The 17,537-nt window shown below is 66.9% G+C and carries 13 protein-coding genes and 2 pseudogenes; 7 read left to right on the forward strand and 8 right to left on the reverse strand.

Annotation, left to right across the window (positions count from 1 at the left end):
* The first annotated feature begins 188 nt into the window (after positions 1-188).
* Both AC1DE0_RS15930 and AC1DE0_RS15935 read left to right on the forward strand, forming a co-directional pair.
* The gene (locus AC1DE0_RS15930; protein ID WP_478102282.1) at positions 189-2,813 is read left to right on the forward strand and encodes a peptidoglycan DD-metalloendopeptidase family protein; all 2,625 of its coding nucleotides are present in this window, start codon (positions 189-191) and stop codon (positions 2,811-2,813) included.
* Positions 2,814-3,095: 282 nt separating this feature from the next.
* Positions 3,096-4,085: a S1C family serine protease gene (locus tag AC1DE0_RS15935; protein ID WP_478102284.1), complete on the forward strand. Its 990-nt coding sequence runs from the start codon at positions 3,096-3,098 to the stop codon at positions 4,083-4,085.
* Between the two features lie 551 nt (positions 4,086-4,636).
* Here AC1DE0_RS15935 and AC1DE0_RS15940 read toward each other — a convergent pair.
* Together AC1DE0_RS15940 and AC1DE0_RS15945 are read right to left on the reverse strand one after the other, a co-directional pair.
* Positions 4,637-4,978, reverse strand: a pseudogene (locus AC1DE0_RS15940) (ATP-binding protein); the annotation flags it as partial.
* 5 nt (positions 4,979-4,983) lie between these two features.
* On the reverse strand, positions 4,984-5,259 hold the full coding sequence (locus AC1DE0_RS15945) for a tyrosine-type recombinase/integrase (protein ID WP_478102287.1): 276 nt from the start codon (positions 5,257-5,259) through the stop codon (positions 4,984-4,986).
* A 168-nt stretch (positions 5,260-5,427) separates the two neighbouring features.
* Here AC1DE0_RS15945 and AC1DE0_RS15950 point away from each other — a divergent pair, with 168 nt between their 5' ends.
* The 3 genes from AC1DE0_RS15950 to AC1DE0_RS15960 all read left to right on the forward strand — a co-directional run bounded on the left by AC1DE0_RS15950 (position 5,428) and on the right by AC1DE0_RS15960 (position 7,534).
* Positions 5,428-5,604 (forward strand): hypothetical protein, encoded by a 177-nt coding sequence (locus AC1DE0_RS15950; protein ID WP_478102289.1) that lies wholly within the window; start codon positions 5,428-5,430, stop codon positions 5,602-5,604.
* Between the two features lie 174 nt (positions 5,605-5,778).
* A complete protein-coding gene (locus AC1DE0_RS15955; RefSeq protein ID WP_478102293.1) occupies positions 5,779-6,639 on the forward strand; it encodes a hypothetical protein in 861 nt (286 codons plus the stop codon).
* A gap of 466 nt (positions 6,640-7,105) precedes the next feature.
* Positions 7,106-7,534: a hypothetical protein gene (locus tag AC1DE0_RS15960; protein WP_478102295.1), complete on the forward strand. Its 429-nt coding sequence runs from the start codon at positions 7,106-7,108 to the stop codon at positions 7,532-7,534.
* Between the two features lie 1,148 nt (positions 7,535-8,682).
* Here AC1DE0_RS15960 and AC1DE0_RS15965 read toward each other — a convergent pair.
* Together AC1DE0_RS15965 and AC1DE0_RS15970 are read right to left on the reverse strand one after the other, a co-directional pair.
* Positions 8,683-9,084, reverse strand: a complete 402-nt coding sequence (locus AC1DE0_RS15965; protein WP_478102297.1) for a hypothetical protein — start codon at positions 9,082-9,084, stop codon at positions 8,683-8,685.
* A gap of 144 nt (positions 9,085-9,228) precedes the next feature.
* Positions 9,229-9,939 carry a hypothetical protein gene (locus AC1DE0_RS15970; protein WP_478102299.1) on the reverse strand — a complete coding sequence of 237 codons (711 nt, stop codon included), beginning with the start codon at positions 9,937-9,939 and terminating at the stop codon, positions 9,229-9,231.
* Positions 9,940-10,154: 215 nt separating this feature from the next.
* On the opposite strand from AC1DE0_RS15970, the gene AC1DE0_RS15975 reads away from it, so the two are divergent.
* Positions 10,155-13,112 (forward strand): helix-turn-helix transcriptional regulator, encoded by a 2,958-nt coding sequence (locus tag AC1DE0_RS15975; protein WP_478102301.1) that lies wholly within the window; start codon positions 10,155-10,157, stop codon positions 13,110-13,112.
* A 709-nt stretch (positions 13,113-13,821) separates the two neighbouring features.
* Here the strand turns inward: AC1DE0_RS15975 and AC1DE0_RS15980 are convergent.
* From AC1DE0_RS15980 to AC1DE0_RS15995, 4 genes and pseudogenes are all read right to left on the reverse strand, one after another.
* The gene (locus AC1DE0_RS15980; protein WP_478102303.1) at positions 13,822-14,082 is read right to left on the reverse strand and encodes a hypothetical protein; all 261 of its coding nucleotides are present in this window, start codon (positions 14,080-14,082) and stop codon (positions 13,822-13,824) included.
* 133 nt (positions 14,083-14,215) lie between these two features.
* Positions 14,216-14,800 (reverse strand): hypothetical protein, encoded by a 585-nt coding sequence (locus tag AC1DE0_RS15985; RefSeq protein ID WP_478102306.1) that lies wholly within the window; start codon positions 14,798-14,800, stop codon positions 14,216-14,218.
* A 188-nt stretch (positions 14,801-14,988) separates the two neighbouring features.
* Positions 14,989-15,627, reverse strand: a complete 639-nt coding sequence (locus AC1DE0_RS15990; protein ID WP_478102308.1) for a tyrosine-type recombinase/integrase — start codon at positions 15,625-15,627, stop codon at positions 14,989-14,991.
* Positions 15,628-15,686: 59 nt separating this feature from the next.
* Positions 15,687-15,893: pseudogene (locus tag AC1DE0_RS15995) on the reverse strand (phage integrase N-terminal SAM-like domain-containing protein); the annotation flags it as partial.
* A 551-nt stretch (positions 15,894-16,444) separates the two neighbouring features.
* On the opposite strand from AC1DE0_RS15995, the gene AC1DE0_RS16000 reads away from it, so the two are divergent.
* Positions 16,445-17,479 carry a DUF4192 domain-containing protein gene (locus tag AC1DE0_RS16000; RefSeq protein ID WP_478102310.1) on the forward strand — a complete coding sequence of 345 codons (1,035 nt, stop codon included), beginning with the start codon at positions 16,445-16,447 and terminating at the stop codon, positions 17,477-17,479.
* Positions 17,480-17,537 lie beyond the last annotated feature (58 nt).

The raw sequence follows: 17,537 nt of genomic DNA on the forward strand, positions 1-17,537 counted from the left end.
TCGCCAAAGCGAGCACGGGTGGCGTGCCATAAGAGGGGAAATCCATGGGGAACAGGGGCTCTACCGGCGCGCGCGCTCGCGACGCCTTGCGCAGGCTCGCGGCCACCGTCGCTGCGGTCGCGATGGTCGCAGCCGGGACGGTTGTCGCTGGTGCTGCGGTCGCGAATGCGGCGGCAAACGCGACCGTCATGGCAACGACGCAGCGGATGTCTGGTCCGGCGCTGACCTCGACACAAAACGGTTGGTACGACAAGGGCTCGGTGCTGTCGCTGGTCTGCCACCAGCGAGGGCAGGCGGTGAAGGGCTACTACAGCCAGTGGCTCCCGAACGGCGGCTGGGACGATCTCTGGTACGTCGTGTCGGACGGGTACTTCGTCGCCGACGTGGACATCAACACCGGCAGCGTCGACCCAGTCGTCCCCGTGTGTCCCTTGGAGTTCGGGCTTGCGCCGACCCCCGCCATGACGGGCACGGCACGAGTGGGCTCCACCCTGTCGGTGTCAACGGGCACCTGGTCGCCGGCCGCGAATCTTGGCTACCAGTGGAGACTTAACGGGACCGTCGTCTCCACTGCCTCCACGTGGGTCATCCCGGCCACCGCGAACGGTGGGGTGGTGGCCGTCTCCGTCACCGGCTCCCTCATCGGGTACGCCACCACGACCCGTGCCTCCGCTACCGCGAGGATCGCAGCGGGCGCGCTGACTGTCCCGACGCCAACCATGACAGGTACGGCCACCGTCGGCGTGACCTTGAGCGTCGTTCCCGGCAGCTGGGCGCCTGCTCCCGTCACCCTCCGCTACCAGTGGCTCCGTGGCAGCGCAGCCATCGGCGGCGCCACCACATCGACGTACAAGCTCGCGCCCACGGATGCCGGCAAGCAGGTCAGCGTCCGGGTCACCGGCTCCAAGAGCGGCTACACCACGGCCGTCCGGACGAGCGCCGCAAGGACCGTCGGCAAAGCCTTCACCAGCGCACCGGTGCCCGCCGTAAGCGGCTCCGGGCGAGTGGGTCAGACTCTGAACGCGGCGTCTGGCACCTGGTCGCCTGCACCCGTCGCCCTCACCTATCAGTGGATGCGGAACGGATCCGCGATCAGCGGTGCGACAGGCACCTCCCACAAACTCGTGACGGCCGACGCCCGCTCGAACATCACGGTCCGGGTCACCGGGACGAAGACCGGGTACACCACGGTCGCGAAGGTGAGCGTCGCCAAGACGATCGAAGGACTACTCGCGGCACCAGCACCCAAGGTCACGGGAACCCCTACAGTCGGCCGCACGCTGACCGCGGTGCCCGGCACATGGGGCCCGGCTCCCGTAACGCTCACCTACCGGTGGCTCCGGGACGGCGTAGCCATCACCGGCGCCACCTCGGCGAACTACATCGCCGCTAGTGCTGACGCCGCGAGGAGGATCTCCGTCCGCGTCAGCGGCTCCAAGAGCGGCTACACCCCTACTGCCCGAACAAGCGCCGCAGTCCTCCTCGGTAAAGCCCTATCCGCGACACCCGTCCCTACCGTGGCCGGGACAGCGATCGAGGGCCAGACACTCACCGCAAGGGCCGGCTCCTGGAGCCCGGCACCGGTCACCTTCGGCTACCAATGGTTGCGGCGCGGATCCGCCATCAACGGGGCAACCTCCACGACATACAAGCTGACCAGTGCCGACATCGGCCAGGCCCTCAGCGTCCGGGTCACCGGCTCGAAGAGCGGCTACACCACCGTCACGAGGACGAGCCCGACCGTCATCCCGGTCGGGTTGAAGATCACCGGCACCGCACCGACCATCACGGGCACCGCCCAGGCCGGGGCGACTCTCACTGCGCAACCCGGGACGTGGGCACCCGACCCGGTCACCCTCGGCTACCAGTGGGAAGTGGACGGGTCCGCCGTCAGCGGTGCGACAGCCCCAGCCTGGACCGTCCCCGTTTGGGCAGCGACACGGTCCGTCACCGTCACCATCACCGGTTCCCGCGCGGGCTACCCCAGTGCGACCTACCGGTCAGCGGCCGTCCGAGTCTCGGGCGTCATCGGGTCCGCGGTCGGACCCGACAACGTGATGCTCCCGGGCACCTCCCTGCACTCGGCCAACGGACAGTACGCGTTCGAGGTTCAGACGGACGGCAACCTCGTGGTCTACCGCGGCGCGACCGCGTTGTGGTCCAGCAACACCGGCGGTCAGGCGATCCGCTACCTCGCCGTCCAGTCCGACGGCAACCTGGTCATGTACCGGACCGACGGCGCCGTCGGATGGGCCTCAGGCACCAACGGCAAGACGTTGGGATACCTCGCCATGCAGGACGATGGCAACCTCGTCCTCTACAACAGCGGCAACGCAGCCATCTGGGCATCGAACACGACCCAAGGCGCCGGCGGGGCAGGACCGGGCGGCCCGGGAGTCAACGGCTGGGTGTACCCCATCCAGCCGCACTCGACCCTCACCACGTACACCGGACACAACGGAGACGACTTCCCCGTCCCCACCGGCACGCCCGTCTACGCGATGAGCGGCGGCACCGTCCGGATCAGCACATACGCCGTCACCAGTGCGTGGTGCCCGGTCCCGTCGGCCATCGGACGCATGCAGACGGACCTCGTCGTGACCGGCGGACGAGACGGCAAGACCTACGCCATCGACTACGCGCACCTGTCGTCGTTCGCGGTTCCCAACGGAGCCACCGTGCAACCCGGACAGTTGCTCGGCTACTCAGGGGCCAACGGCTGCGTCACCGGTCCGCACCTGCACGTCGACATCAAGGTCGACGGGATAGCCAACGTGCTTTATCCGCACAACCTCTTCGGGTGGAGCTACTAGCTTCCGGGCGCGCCGACGCCGGAGGTCTCCCGCGGCCGGTCCACTGCATCGCATCGCAGCGGACCGGTCCAACCGGCTGCCACCTCGGGAACAAGCCGAGTCGCTCGGTGGCCCACCGGACCTGTGGCCAACCACTTCGGACCGGGCGCAAATGCCCTCCCTTAGGTTCGCGCTCGCGGCGTGAAAATCCCATAACGACAAATCACCAGCTTCTGCGGTGCGACGATCAGTGGACAGGGGGCCAGGGATCTCGAGGCCCGGATTTGCCGTGTGGAGGATCTCGTGAGCACCAACCCATATCAACCCGCTCGCGAACCGGAAACGCTGAACGGTTCGTCGTTGCCGGAAACCCATTTCCTGGGGCCCGACCGAGGTCGAGGAAGAATCGCATCCTGGCTGGTCGCAGCTCTCCTGCTCGTCAACTTGGGAGCCTTGGGCTACGGCGTCGTGCAGCAACGTCAGGGCGATGCCAAGGTCAACGAGCTATCTGCGGCTCTGGCTCAGCAGGCCTCACTGGTCAAGGATCTGCGCACTGACCTCGGGACCGTGAGCAAGCGAGCCGCGGGAGCCGAGGCTGCAGCCAAGACCGCCAGTAACGACGCAGCGAGTGCGAATGACGCCGCGTCCAAGGCCAACAGCGAGGCCTCCAAAGCCAACGACCAGGCCTCGAAGGCGACCAAGGCGCAGCAGGAGGCAAAGGCAGCAACGCTCGATACGAAGAGCGTCGCCGGTAAGGCGACGCCCTCGATCGTCACCGTCCACTGCGGCACGGCCCTCGGGTCAGGATTTGCCATCAAGGCGGCGTCACCCGGCGGTTACCAGACGGCCATCCTGACCAATGAGCACGTCGTCGACGAGTGCACGCTCGTCGGCGGGCCCGACCCTTATGCCTCGCAGGGAGACACTAAGTTCGCCGGCACGCTGGGTGAGTTCGACACCTTCAACGACCTTGCGATCATGTACATCAAGCCGAAGCTCTCGCCACTAGAGGTCGCTTCCTCCGCGGCCGTCGGCGACCCCGTCGTCGCTATCGGCTCCCCCTACGGTCTCGAGGGGACTGTCACCACCGGGATCATTTCGCGCATCGAGCAGGACTGGTACCAGACCTCCGCGCTTATCAATCACGGCAACTCAGGCGGACCGCTGCTCGACCGGAAGGGTGACGTTCTGGGTGTGAACACGATTGACGTCGGGGGCGGGGGCACCGGGCTCGGTGGCTCGATCAGGTTCCGTCTCGTATGCCAAGTCATTGCCAAGTCGGCGTGCAGCTGACATGTGCAGGTCGTAGTGGTTCGACCTCCCAGATTGGCCACAGGCCAGGTGCTGGTGCGGCCCGACGGTCACTGCCTGAAAGGAGAGCCCAGTGGACGAGGTGAGCTACACCATCGTGGAATTGCGCGCCGAGTTGCGCCGATTCGAGACGGAGCTACGGGAGGCGGGCCTTCGGATGAGCACCGTGCAGACATACGTGGGGCGCAGCGCTACCTTCGTGGATTGGCTAGCCGGTGACTATGTCCCTCGAGGCCCGATCTCGAGTTGAGAGCAGAACAGCCTCTTGCAGACCCACCCCCACCGACGGCCCTTCGGCTCCTTCAGCCTCTCCCCGGTCCGGTGAACAGCTCCGTCGGCAGGCAAGCCGACCGCGTTGGTCTGGGGCGACCTCGAATCCCACGCCGTTGAGGAGTGGTGCCGAAGGACTCAAGTCATCAGAGTGCTGCCCGTCTAGAAGACGTTCCTACACGGAGTCGTCGATCACGTTGTCGACGCCGCTCGAAAACGAGGCCGTTCCGACGGTCGAAAACGAGGCCACCGGTTCGTCGGTTCTAGTCTGCCGGGTCTTGGGTTCTGATGCTGGGCAGAGTGTCGATTCCGCGGTTGCGTAGCCGGTAGCTGGCGCCCTTGAGGGTCAGCACGTCGGCGTGGTGGACGACGCGGTCGATCATGGCGGCCGCGACGGCTTGGTCACCGAAGACACCGCCCCAGCCGCTAAACGGCAGGTTGCTGGTCAAGATGAGCGAGGCGTGTTCGTAGCGGCTCGACACGAGCTGGAAGAAGAGGTTCGCGGCGTCTTGCTCGAAGGGCAGGTAGCCGACCGCGTCGACGATGATCAGCCCGTAGCGCCGCAGCCGTGCGAGCTCGTGCGGGAGCCGGCCGGCGCGGTGCGCGTCGCTTATCGCATGGTGGTGCGCGGCTCGCTGTGGCGGGCAAGGTCCATGACCTTCCTGAGCCACGGCCCGACCTCCAGGGCGTTGGTGATGGCGCTGTGTGGCAGGACGTGGGAGCTGATCCGGTGCTCGAGGCCGGCTCGACGGGCCATCGCGGCCACGTTGGTGTTCAGTCCCTGTCGGGTGAGCGGCCGGCCATCTCGGCGGAGCAGGATGGGTCCGTCGCTCCTGTCGTCGGCAGCTGCGTCGAGCGCCCGGAGCACGGGCACCGGAAGGGGCATCTGGGGGGGAGGCCTTTGCCGACGAACCAAGACACGGTGCCCGCGCGCGGTCTGCTGGTAGTCCCGGCCTCCAGGGAGCACGCCTCACTGGCCCGGATGGTCAGGCGGGGCAGTGCGACGGTGCGCACAATGGAGAGGGCACTCCCGACACGATCAAGGACGAGCTCGATGTACAAGACCACTTACACCGTCGCCGAATTGCAGGCGGAGCTGCTCCGGTTCGAGGCTGAATTGCGCAAGGCAGGCCTGCGTTCAACCACCGTCCAGACCTACGTCGGACGAAGCGCCACGTTCGTGGCTTGGCTCGCCGGCGACTACACCCCGAGGGGGCCCGTCAGTCGCTGAATCATCCCAGCGCGACGGCCGGGCGCAGACTTCTTGGGATGTCCGCGTGGTGTCCTCGCGAAGCGTGAGTGCGGACAGATTCGCGCAAGTTGCCCCATCTTTCCCATTTGCCACGGAAAATGGGCGATGCGGGGACTATGAGCACGTCCGAGATCCATGGTTGTCAGGGGAAGCATGAACGCAGGTTGGTACTACCAAGCGAACGAAGGGCGGCTCCGATTCTGGGACGGCCAGGCATGGACCGATCTGTATCGCAATTTGGATGAGCCCGCAGCTGAACCGGCGTCTGACCTGGCGGTGAAGAGGCCTCCAGCACCTCCAACACATGCCCGTCGTCGTCGTCGCTACCGGATACCGTTGCCTGCGGCACTGGGCTTGGCAGCGCTGTTCGGCACCGGTGGCATGTTCCTCTCCGGCGCATTGCACCGTAACGAGGGCCCAACCTCATTGGGCGTCGCCGGGGTTTCGGCCGCTTCTAACGGGCCGGCGGTGATGAGCCGCACTGGGGCCGTAGAGGTTCCGACTGAGGTCAGTCACTCGCCCGGAGCCAGTACCGCGGAGCCGAATAGCGCGCCTGCGACGTCGTCGTCAGCAACATTCTTGCCGGCGCCGATCGCGACGGCTCAGCCGCAGCCGCCCGTGATCACTGGCACGATCACGGTGATGAAGTGGTCGGGAGACACGCGAGGCGACGGATCCCCGGCCGCCCCGCCTGATGACTGCTCCCCTGGTGGCGGGTACGAAGACATCCGTAAGGGCGCGCAGGTGATCCTGTACGACGAAGCTCAGTCCGTGATCGGTTCTGGATCACTTCTCCGTGGCTATCTCGTTGATACGAAGCGAAGTTATGTGCCAGCGCAGGCCGGCCTATCAGGAGGCTTCGTCAACAATGGTTACTGCCAGTTCACGTTTGCCTTGACGGCCGTCCGGTCAGCCTCGTTCTACGGCGTTGAAGTCAGCCATCGCGGGCCAGTGATCTACCCCGCCGAGCAACTGAAGCGAAGCGGCAATCGAGTCGCGTTCACTCTCGGATAGCTGTCAGCTGACCCGCGCTAGATGCCAAGACGCTCGCCTGCGTCGGCGGACAAGACGACCGTACGAGGCGTCCAACCCACAGGCGCAAATGGCCGACTCTCTGAGCCCAAGCAGGCGGCACCGGGGGCGGTCCACCCGTTCGTGCAGCAGCAGACACCAGTCCTGAACTGATGGCCTCCGTCCGACCCCGACGGGACCCGAGCCTGCCCGGTCATCACGAAGTCATCTGCCCGGTGTGTCGCAAATGCCATTCATGCCCCGCTTCATGCGGATACCGTCGCTGACGGCGCAGGGCCATGTGCTTCCCTGATGACCGAAATCGAGACCCGAGCCCGGACGAAAGGCTAACCCGATGCTATGTCCCAAATGCGGACGAGGTGCTGCTGGCCAATTCTGCAGCAACTGCGGATCACCGACATCGCCTGCCGCCCAAGCGGCAGGTGTCACCACTCTGCCAAAAACCGGCGTGCCACAGCGGCCGCGGTCGTTCGCTACCGAATGGCGGTCGTCTAGGCGGTTCCGCATCGGGGCGCTGTCCCTCTTAGGCCTAATCATCATTGTGATTGGCGTGGCGATAGGGGCCGGCTCGTCCTCCAAGACCTCATCCAGCGACCTGACACAGAACAGCGGCGACGCCGGGTCGGAGAATTTCGCGCAAGGCTACGCGCTGCCGAGCGACGTAGACCGTGCCCTCACCAAGCATTTTGAGGACCGGGGAAGCACGGTCGAGTACCACAAGTGCTCCTACTTCGCTCCGAACCTCGGTGGTGCGCCCGTGTACAACTGCACGTTCAAGGTAGACAACGTTTGGCACGACGACATCCAGGGGACTGGCCACCCGGACGGCACGTTCTCGTGGGACGACTACACATCTGGTCTGCCTTCGCTCCGCTGACCCCTCCTCCTATGCCGGCAGCATGGCGGCGTCCGTCCGTGCTGCGGGCGCGTCAGAACCGGCCCCTCGCATCAGGGTCATGTTCCGCCGTCAAGGCCGCGACCGACTCGACGCTCGGCCTCGCATATTGCTGCAGCGTTGGGAGCGACGAATGCCGAGACTTGGCCGTCAACAGCGGCAGCGGCACTCCCGCTTTGGCCAACTGGGTGTTGCTGACGGGCGAAGCTGATGGGTCCGTCCCTCGCTGGCGTCCGAGAAGACCTCGGCGGCTCGCCGGTGGGACAGCCGTGCCCGCAGTAAGTCCGGGCCCGGTCCCCGACTTCCGGGGCGCGCGTCGGTGACGGAAGCCGGTCAGGGAGGAAGAGCGGCCCCCTCGTCCGCCCTTCGATCAACCTAGGCGCAGACGCGCCTACCCGGTCTGGAAGTGCAGCACGTCGCGGTCTCCCCTGGTAGGTGCGCCCCTCGGTCGGGGTCCTGTCGCAACGGTCCGACTAAGCGACCGTTAAGACAGAGGGGCTTGGCTCGTCAGCTGGCGCACACGGCATAGGCCTTTGGGCTGTACGACGCCGTTCGGTACGTGCGGCTATCGGTCGCGGCGTTGTAGGTTCCGTATATGCCCTTTCCCGTAACCCTCCACGATGTAGCGGAGTAAGGATAGGAACCAGTGACCACATACTCTGCACTTGAGCTATGGAAGTAGTCATAGCCAGCAGGCAGTGGGTAGAATCCACCGCCCGTTACTCTCCAGCCAGATGGACAGTAAGCAGTCCCAGTTCCGTTGACGATACGGGTCGTATCGAAGTAGTTCACAGCAGCCTGAACGGCAGCCGGCGAAATCAACATGCCCAACGACAGAGAGGCCACCGCGACAACTCCCAGCTTGAGGTGACGCTTCCTCACAGCCTTCACTGATACCCCCTGACCTAGCTTGAAATCGCCCCGGTCTCGCTATGTTGGGACGGGTCGGTAACCGGACTTTCTTGACGTCAGATGAACGCAGCCTGTCGCCGCGCTCGTCCCGTACGCTAACCGAAACGAACCGACCTTCGCTGGAGATCCTTCACATTTCGTCGCGTCGAGCGCAGAGACTGACCTATTAGGCATTCATTGGCTCGGCGGTGCAGCGGAGCCCCGGACCGAGCACGCCCTCAGACGCCGAGCACCTCGTGGTAGTCGGCCGTCAGCATCACGGTCCGCGGCGCCCACGCCTTCGACCGTTTCGCCCTGTCATCCAAGCCGAGTAGTCGGCACCGAGACATGATGACCGCGCGGACCTCGCGGGCCGCCTCCCCGTCGCCGGCCATGGCCCTGTCCCACAGCGCGACCTGCAGGGCGTCGAGCCGGGCTAATTCAAGCTGATGATGATTCTCGACGGCGTCCTTGCGGTCGCGAGCCAGCGCGTTGTGGACGATGTGGTGCACAGTGCCCCGGTTGGCATAGCCCAGCTCGTCGGCGATCTCCTGGTTGGTGTGGCCCTCGGCGGCGAGGGCGCGGTTGCGGTGCCGACCGCTGACGGGAGGGATTGCCGAGGAGACGCTGATGGAAATCATTCCCGCTTTGTGAGTTCTGCGGGACGACTCGCCTTGCAGCGACCTTGGCAGTGGAGCGGGGTGGTGACCCACCCCCCGGTGACACCAGCCCGCTCGACTGCCGACGCGACCGACGCACGGTCACAGACACGTCGGCCAGTCAGGTCAGCTGCATGAAGGGGCGGTTACGACGGCGGCGGCGCAAGTTGTGGTGTTGTCGAATTCACTGCGCTCCGCGATGACGTTCGAGGGGTCAACCGTTGAGGTAATCGCGTACTTCGTCGTGAGCGAAGGCGGCTGTGCCCTCATTGTGACGGCTGCGGCGACCCCGGTTGACGGCACGCTGCCGGTGCATGTCACCACATTCGCGCTCCGGCCACACAAGAAGCCGCTCTGGGCCCCGAAGGTGAAGTTCGACAGCGCGGGCGGTACGACGGTCCGGATGACAACGTTGCTCGCACTCGCCGGCACGAAATCCGTCACGTAGCGCCTGGTCTCGACATCGAACACCTGGACCCGACGATCCGCCTCAGCAGAGGCAGTCCACACCAGCGACCACGGGACGCGCCCGTCTGGAAACGGCACGGTGACGCTCAGTCCGGCTGTCAGGTTGAGGTCGGTGGCGGCGAGTGCGGGCGCTGGCGCGGCCATCGCGGTGATAGCTGCAACCACTACCGAGGCGGCGGCGAGTGCGGTTCTCTTGGCAACCGCGTTCGGGAGCCGCGCAGGCTGCGGGGCTCTGGTTGCGGACATCGGTGGTGCCGGGGTGCGGCCGGCGCGGCATGCGTGCCGGGCGGAACGGGTGCGGACTGAGCCGGTGAGCTCTGGGTCCCGGGTGCGGGCGAGCATACCGTTCAGGGCGGTGTTCATATACATGGCGGTGAGCCTCCGATGGGTGGTGCAGTCCTGTGGGTGACATGTGGCCAGCTGGCCGACGTCCTCAGGTTCCTGCGATGGCCCCTTGACCGGATCTGCGGAACTACGTATTCCGGATGTGCAGATATGCGTACTCCACCGACGAGGCTGGCGGCGTCACGCCTCGGCACCTCGGAAACCGGGAACGGGTGTGGGATGTGAGCCACACTGGTGCGGTGGCGTCCGAACCCACGGTGGGACTGGTCGGCCGGGACCGCCAGCTGGAGCAGCTCCGGTCAGCCTTGACGAGCCGCGTTTGCGCTGACCCTCCGTTCGGGTCGCCGGTGGTCGTGGTCCTTGGCGAGGCCGGGATCGGAAAGACCACCCTAGTTCGGGCCGTCGTCTCTAAAGCCGAGGGGGCTCTGGTGCTCACTGGCGCGGCGGTGACGATCCCCGGCCTGCCCGGACTGCACACCCCGTTCGCGGTCATCAACGAGGCACTCGGGAACGCGGTCCCGAGCGTCGGCCCCGGGTTGTCCACGGCGATCAGGACGTGGATCGAACCCGCGACCGACGACGGCTCTCTGGACCCAGCCCTGGCTCGGCACCGAGGGCTGCTCAAGATCCTCGGTCGGATCAGTGCCCATCGGCCCTGCGTGCTCGTGCTCGAAGACTTGCACTGGGCCGACCCGTCCAGCCTCGCTGCCCTTCTGCACCTGGCTCACCACGTGCGGGATGAACGGCTCGTCGTCATCGTCACCGGCCGGCCGCCCGAAGGCACGCCCAACGACCCCGCAGCCCAGGCCTACCCGGACGTTCTCGATCACCTGCGCCGCCGGGACGCGATCCGCCTCGAGCTGACCGGTCTGGACGACGCGGCCGCCTCGGCTCTCGCGCGATCCCGAGGACCTGTGCCCGAGCGCCGGGCCGCTGCGATCGTTGGCTTGTGCGAAGGGAACCCGCTGGCGATAGTGGAGATGGCGGCCGCCACAAGCCACGCGGGCTCGCTTCCGCCGGGCGTCGCCGCGGTCGTCGGTTCAGCGTGGCGGCGGACGAGCGGGGAGGGTAGGGCTGTGCTCGCCGCCGCTTCCACCATCGGGCTGCGGGTCCCGCACACTCTCCTGTTCCAGGTGATCCGCTCTGGCCTCGACCGACCCTCAACCGGCAACCGCGCACTGACCGATGCTGCCGGTGCCTACGAGCGCGGGGTGCGTGACGCGGTCGACGTCGGTCTGCTCTTCCATGACGGTGACACGTACAGCTTCCGGCATGCGTTGCACCGTCAGGCCATCTACGACGCAGTGCTACCCGCGGAACGGGCCGGCTGGCACCGCGGCACCGCGCTCGCCTTGCAAGCCCTCGCTAGCGCGCACGGCGACCGGTCCGCTGGCACCCTCGCCCAGGTCGCGGCACACTGGGCTGCCACTGACGACCACGCCCCCACTGCCGCGGCGTGCGCTGACGCCGGCTTGGTCTCCTTCGTGTCCGGGTCGTTGGCCGAATCGCTCAGCCTGCTAGAACAAGCCCTCACCAGCTGGGCGCTGCTCGGGGGTGACCCACCGGGTTGGGAAGGACGCTGGTCGCAGGTGGCAGAGCGCTACGGCGCGTGCGCCCGCAGTCAGGGCCAGGGGCGCAGGGCGCTGGACCGGCTCGAGGGCGCTCATAGCAGCGGCACCGCCGATGAGCGCGCTGGGCTGCTCGGGCTGCTGGGCTGGCTCCGATTCGAGGTCGGTGACCAAGACGGCGCCCGGGAAGCCGTCGACGCGGCCGTGGCCTTGGCCGATAGCGACATGGGCCGGGCCAAGGCCCTGCTGCAGCGCAGCTGGATCCTCTGGTGGACGGGCGCCACCGTGGACCGCGACCGCGACGTGACGGCGGCCCTGACTTTGACGGGAGACCTCCCGTCGGCCACCCGCGCCGGCCTGCTGGAAATGGCGGGCGCATGCTGTGACGACTACGAACGGGGCGTGCGCCTGATCGAGGAGGGCAAGGAGTGCGCACGCCGGGCCGGAGCCCAACCGGAATTCTGGGCCTCGTACACCCAGGCGATCAACGTACCTTTCCGAACAGGGCACTGGGCAGCGGCCGAGCGTGCCTGCCGAGAACTCATCGAGGAGGCCAGAAGAGAAGGCCTGATCGGCTCACCGGCATTGCTCACGCCCTTAGGGCAGGCCACTGGAATCCTCGTGGCCTTGGGCGCATGGGACACCGCCCTCGACGCGCTCGACGAGGCGGTCAGCCTCGGCGTGCCTCCGTCAAGGTTCGGCGGCTGGCTGCTGGGCAACAAGGCCGAGATCCACGTGTACCGCGGCGAGCGAGTGGAGCTGGACACCTGCCTCACCGAGATGCGCCGCCTCGGCCGGCACGAGGCCACCCTCGAGGCAAACGCCAGCCTCCATGAGGCGGACATGCTCACCTGGCGCGGCGACTACGACGGTGCGCGCTCGGCCGTGAGCCGCTGTGTATCGCTGATGCCGCCGACCCACGACATCAGCTTCCTGGACGATCTTCTAGAAGTCACGCTGCGCCTCGACGCCGACCAGGCGAACGACCCCGCCCGCCCCCACGTCCAAGTTTTGAGTGAGTCGCTCCTCGCGCGCAGGTCCGCAGAGGACTGGATGACCGTAGGCCTCGAGGAGACCATCATCGCCGAGACCGCCCGACGAAACGGCACGGACACCCCCGAGCAGTGGGCGGCCATCGTGGCCATACGAGACGGCATGCCCAGATCCCGCTCGTATGCGCTGCTGCGTGAGGGGGAAGCGTTCCTACGTCAAGGCGCGCGGGCTCCTGCGACGAGAGCCCTGCGGGAAGCGGCCGCCATTGCGAAGGCACTGCGTGCGAACACACTGCTCGACCCGATCAGGGCTGCTGCCGCGCGCGCCCGGATCAGCGTGGAGGGGGACCGGCCCACCCGCCCGTCCATCCCCGCAGGAGCGGCCGCTGCCGGCCTGACCGAACGCGAGACGCACGTGCTGTCCCAGCTGCTGCTGGGAAGGACCGATCGACAGATCGCCCGGCACCTCACGATCAGTGAACGGACCGTCCAGGTGCACGTCTCCCACCTGCTGGCCAAGCTCGGCGCCTCATCCCGAATGCAAGCGGCCGCCACCGCCCACCGACTACACCTCCTCGACAACGCCGATTCGGACCAGCCGACGCCCACGCCCTCCGGTAGGGCCTCACCGCGCTGACCGGTTCGGTCCCCGCCAACTTATATGTAGTGGCTTCGTGTCAACGGGAAGGGCTGAGGCTCCGCCGGGACCTAGGGTCTCCACGGCGCCCCTGCTTCGTCGTGTCGGTGGTCTGGCGAGCGTGTCCTTGGCGACGCCGGTCAGACGGATAAGCGCGGGTTGGGTAACGCGGCATCAGCTTGCACTCGTCCGGTGGCAGCGCCTCCCGGCGAATCGTATAGCGCTCGAGGCGCTGTCGGGACCCTCACCTGCCGGGCTCGGTGCTGGTAGGTCGCCTCCGGAGCGACGGTGTCGTGGCACTGCCGGGTGAGCTCGAACCAGGCTGCCTCGAAGGCACGGGCGCGGCTTACCAGGAGCGGGATCAGTCGCCGTTGCCACTCGCCGACGTCGACGTATCCGCTCGACATGCCGCCGAGCGAGCTCCTCCCGGTCGACCCGCTGGCTGCCTTCCGGAAGTGGTTTCTGCGTGACGTCGGACCCGACGATGGTCGAGAACGTGTCGGTGAGCAGTCGCTCCACCGCTCCGCGGCTCGAGGGGACGGGCGTCTCAGCGAGTTGGGAGCTCATCGCGGCCCACACCCACGGGTCGCCGCGCAGCCCCCACTGCTTTGGCTCGGCCGCGAACAGGTCACGCATCACCTTGGCCACTCAACTCTCCCTCCAGTCCGCGACTTGCCAACCCCTGAAGGTCAGCGTTGCCTCTAACGTGTCAGGCTGGGTTCGTCGGGACGCTGGGATCCGTCGGCGGATCCGAGGGGCTCGACGACCCCCTCTGCATGTCGTTGAAGGCGTAGCCCCAGTGCTGGCGGACCGCGTCCTCGTGCCAGCCGCCCTGGAGGCGGTTGTAGGCCCGGCTCGCCAGGACGTGTAGGGACCGCGCCACCTCCACAGGCGGGTTCGGGTCTTTGCCGGCGATATAGCTGATGACAACGTTCACTGCGGTGGCCTCCGAGGGCGTCATGCGTGCCATGTGCTCAAGGTAGGCGGCATGGATGCTGGGCCGGTGTCGAATTGCGCCCTTCCCGCACGACGGTGACCCTCGCCTCACACGTTCCGCCGCGGGCGACGTCTAGTACGAATGCGGAAGTTGTCGCTGAAAGCGATTACCGACGGAGTGCGATGAGCTCGTCCAGCGCTTGGGCGAACCTCCGCTTTACCTCGTCAGCGTGATCCAGACCTTCGCGCCGAAGGTACTTCTGAAGCAATACCTCCGGGACATTCTCTCGCGTGTTTGTGACGGCGTGCTCCTTGTCCTGCCCAGCTATTACGTCCGCGGTCCGCTGGCCCGGATAGCACTGGTGAAAGTACAGCAGGGTGAGTAGATCGAGCACGCAGTGCCACACCCAACGAGACGTGACTTGTTCGTCGCCCTGGTCAGTAACACGCAGTCGCGCCTCTATCGTGCGCGCAGCGACCCGAAACTCTTGATATGCCGACTCCAGGACCTCGAGACGCGGATCCGGCGTCCCATAGTGAACCCGCCGGCGTGCGTCTTCAATCGGAATGTAGAAGCCGTACGCGACCTGGAACATCTCAACCGTCAACTGATGACGCTCAACGCGAGTCTCACGGCGTCGCTGCAACCAAGACACAAGGCCGCCCACGGCCACGGTGCCGACGACCAACGTCAACGCGGGCCCGACAAGGTTCAGGACCATCTGTTGCGGAAATGAGAACGTGAGGCTCACCGCAGCATCATCCTCGATCAGGCCGTCGACGGGGGACGAAGTCGAGGACGGCGCGCGTGGCCAGGTCACCCGTGCTGCGTTCGATGAGTGCTCAGTAGGGTGGCTGTGCACCAGCCCCTCGCATCGGCACACCGATCAGTCAACCGGCGACCGGACTGGGGATGGGCGAAGCACGTGTGGCCCGGTGCTCAGCGAGTGTTGTTGGAGATGTCCGCCGAGGCCGGCGCAATGAACGACACAAGGGCGTGGACAGCGTGGTCGTCGAGCTGTGTGCGGTTGCGGTCGTAGCGCATGGTCGTCCTTGGCTCGCTGTGGCGGGCCAAGTCCATGACCTTCCTGAGCGACGCGCCTGCCTCCAGAGCGTTCGTGATGGCGCTGTGTCGCAGCACGTGGGAGCTGATCCGGTGCTCGATTCCGGCTCGTCGTCCAATCGTGGACACGATGGTATTCAGGCCGGATCGGCCCAAGGGCAGGCCGTCGAGGCGGAGCAGGATGTGACCGTCAGTTCGCTCGCCGACGGCGGCGTCGAGGGCGCGGAGCACGGGAACGGGGAGCGGCATCTGGGCGGGGAGGCTCGCCTTGCCGATGAAGTCGAGGACGCGGTGGCCGCGCACCGTCTGCTGGTAGTCCGCGACCTGGAGGGAGCAGGCTTCGCTGGCGCGTAGGGCCATGCAGCCGAGGAGGAACGCGGCCGCGTAGTAGCGCCCACCCATCGACGCCCCTGCAGTGAGGAACGCTGTGAGCTGGGTGCGCTCGAGCCCCAAGGTGTCGCTGGGGCGGTAGTAGTAGCGGGGGCGCCGGGCGTGGACGGCAGGGTCCCGGTCCATGGCGCCTTCGTGGTACCCGAAGCGGTAGAAGCCGCGGACCGGGGTGAGGCCGTCGCCACGGTCGAGGGCTTCAGCCCGAGCTCGACGTGGACGTGGTGGACGTAGCGCTCGACGTCCGCCCGCGTTACCGTCAACGGCTCGTACGCCTGGAGGTGACACCAGTCGAGATAGCGGTCGAGGTAGTAGGTGTAGAGCTCGCGTGTGTGGCCGGTGTAAGGCAGCAGGTACTCGTCGCGTAGCACTTGGACATCAAGGTTGAGGGTCATCTACCGATGGAACTCCTGACGGACCTCCCGAGCCAGACGCGAGCATCTCCAGAGCGAAGAGGGACCAGTGGACCGCTCAGCCTCTCTAGGCGGCGCAGCCCAAGGAGGCTTGCTCGTCAAGACCGGCGCGTGCAGGCCTTGACGAGGACCAGCACAGGCTCAGCTCCGGGACGCCACGTGGGTGTTCCTCCTCCTCTCCGCCGCACGTTCTTCCTCGACCATCGCCGCAACGGCGAGCGCTGCCCGGTCAGACCATCTCGACCAAGCTCGGCGCCATTGCTCCCACCGCTGTCTAACCTCACGCATGAGCCCACCGTAGAGGCACCTTGGTCGACTCAGGAAGCGGGCTCGCCACCGGACGCCAAACCCGAATCGCTCTGCGAGTCAACGGGATTGGGTGGTACAATAGGTGTCACGAGGAATGGGATAACCACGTCCACCGCCGGACTGGAGAAACCCCCTCGCACAGAGTTCACGAAGGGCCCGCCACAGTTCTGTGGCGGGCCCTTTCGCATGCCCGGAGCTTGCCGGGCCTCATCGAGAGGAAGATCATGACCGCACCGCCCGTCACCCTTCGCAGCCCCGAGGACTTGCTCGCCGTCATCCCGCACCTGCTCGGGTTCCAGCCGCAGAGCGCCATCGTCGTGATGGGACTGCGCAACCGCAAGCTCGGCTTGACCCAGCGGATGGATCTCCCCGAGCCCGTCCGGGTCGAGGAGGTCGCCGAAGCCCTTGTCCGGCACCTGCGCAAGGACGCTGCTGAGGCTGCCTTGCTCGTCGGCTACGAGGACACCGCCGGCGAGAGCCTGACCCTCATCGACGCCCTCAGCGAGCAACTCGTCGCTCGCGACGTTTCGGTCCGTGACCGGATCGTGGTCCACGGCGGGCGCTGGCGCTCCCTCGACTGTGACCAGCCGTCCTGCTGCCCACCCGAGGGGAGACCACTACCCTTAGCAGCGGAGGTTCCCTTCGCGGTAGCCGAGTTCATCGGCGTGGGTAGCGCGCCCCTCCGCGACCGGGAGGCTCTCGCGGGTCAGGTCGAGCCTGGCCCGGCCGCTGATGAGGTCGCTCAGCTGCTGCGCCGGGAACGGCCCGAGCCAACTTCCCTGACCGACAGTGCGGGCCGGGACCGACTTGCCCACACGTGGGCCCGGCTGCTCACTACCAGGCCAGGGTTGGTCACGCCGGCAGACGCAGCCGTCGCTCTGCAGTCTCTCGCGGACATCCGCACGCGGGACGGCATCACGTGGCTGCTCATCCCGGACAGCCTCGACCGGGCGGTGCTGCCTGCCGACACCCAGGCGCTGGTGCGCCGGGTCGCCATCATCCGCGCCGCGCGCGGATCCAACGACGCGGCGCCCAGTATCGGGGACGTCAAGGCCCGGCTCATCACCTTGTGCCAGCACGCCACCGACGAGCATGCCGCACCGGTGCTGACGGTACTTGCGACGTGTTCGTGGTGGCACGGTGACGGCGCGCTCGCCCGGGTCGCCCTCGACCGGGCGCTGCGGTGCGACCCGGAGTACCGCCTCGCGCGACTGCTGCGGTTAATGATCGACGAGGGCATCCGACTCGACCGCCCCTGACCAGCAACACCCACCAGACCCCCGGCCTGCCGCTCACCGCGGTGGGCCTTTGTCATGC

This window comes from Terrabacter sp. 05T424 (genome assembly GCF_056396225.1).

Coding starts and splice junctions, on each gene's coding strand:
- AC1DE0_RS15930 (WP_478102282.1), top strand. CDS start 189: ATGGCAACGACGCAGCGGATGTCTGGTCCGGCGCTGACCTCGACACAA.
- AC1DE0_RS15945 (WP_478102287.1), bottom strand. CDS start 5,259: ATGCCCCTTCCGGTGCCCGTGCTCCGGGCGCTCGACGCAGCTGCCGAC.
- AC1DE0_RS15950 (WP_478102289.1), top strand. CDS start 5,428: ATGTACAAGACCACTTACACCGTCGCCGAATTGCAGGCGGAGCTGCTC.
- AC1DE0_RS15955 (WP_478102293.1), top strand. CDS start 5,779: ATGAACGCAGGTTGGTACTACCAAGCGAACGAAGGGCGGCTCCGATTC.
- AC1DE0_RS15965 (WP_478102297.1), bottom strand. CDS start 9,084: ATGATTTCCATCAGCGTCTCCTCGGCAATCCCTCCCGTCAGCGGTCGG.
- AC1DE0_RS15970 (WP_478102299.1), bottom strand. CDS start 9,939: ATGTATATGAACACCGCCCTGAACGGTATGCTCGCCCGCACCCGGGAC.
- AC1DE0_RS15980 (WP_478102303.1), bottom strand. CDS start 14,082: ATGGCACGCATGACGCCCTCGGAGGCCACCGCAGTGAACGTTGTCATC.
- AC1DE0_RS15990 (WP_478102308.1), bottom strand. CDS start 15,627: ATGGACCGGGACCCTGCCGTCCACGCCCGGCGCCCCCGCTACTACTAC.
- AC1DE0_RS16000 (WP_478102310.1), top strand. CDS start 16,445: ATGACCGCACCGCCCGTCACCCTTCGCAGCCCCGAGGACTTGCTCGCC.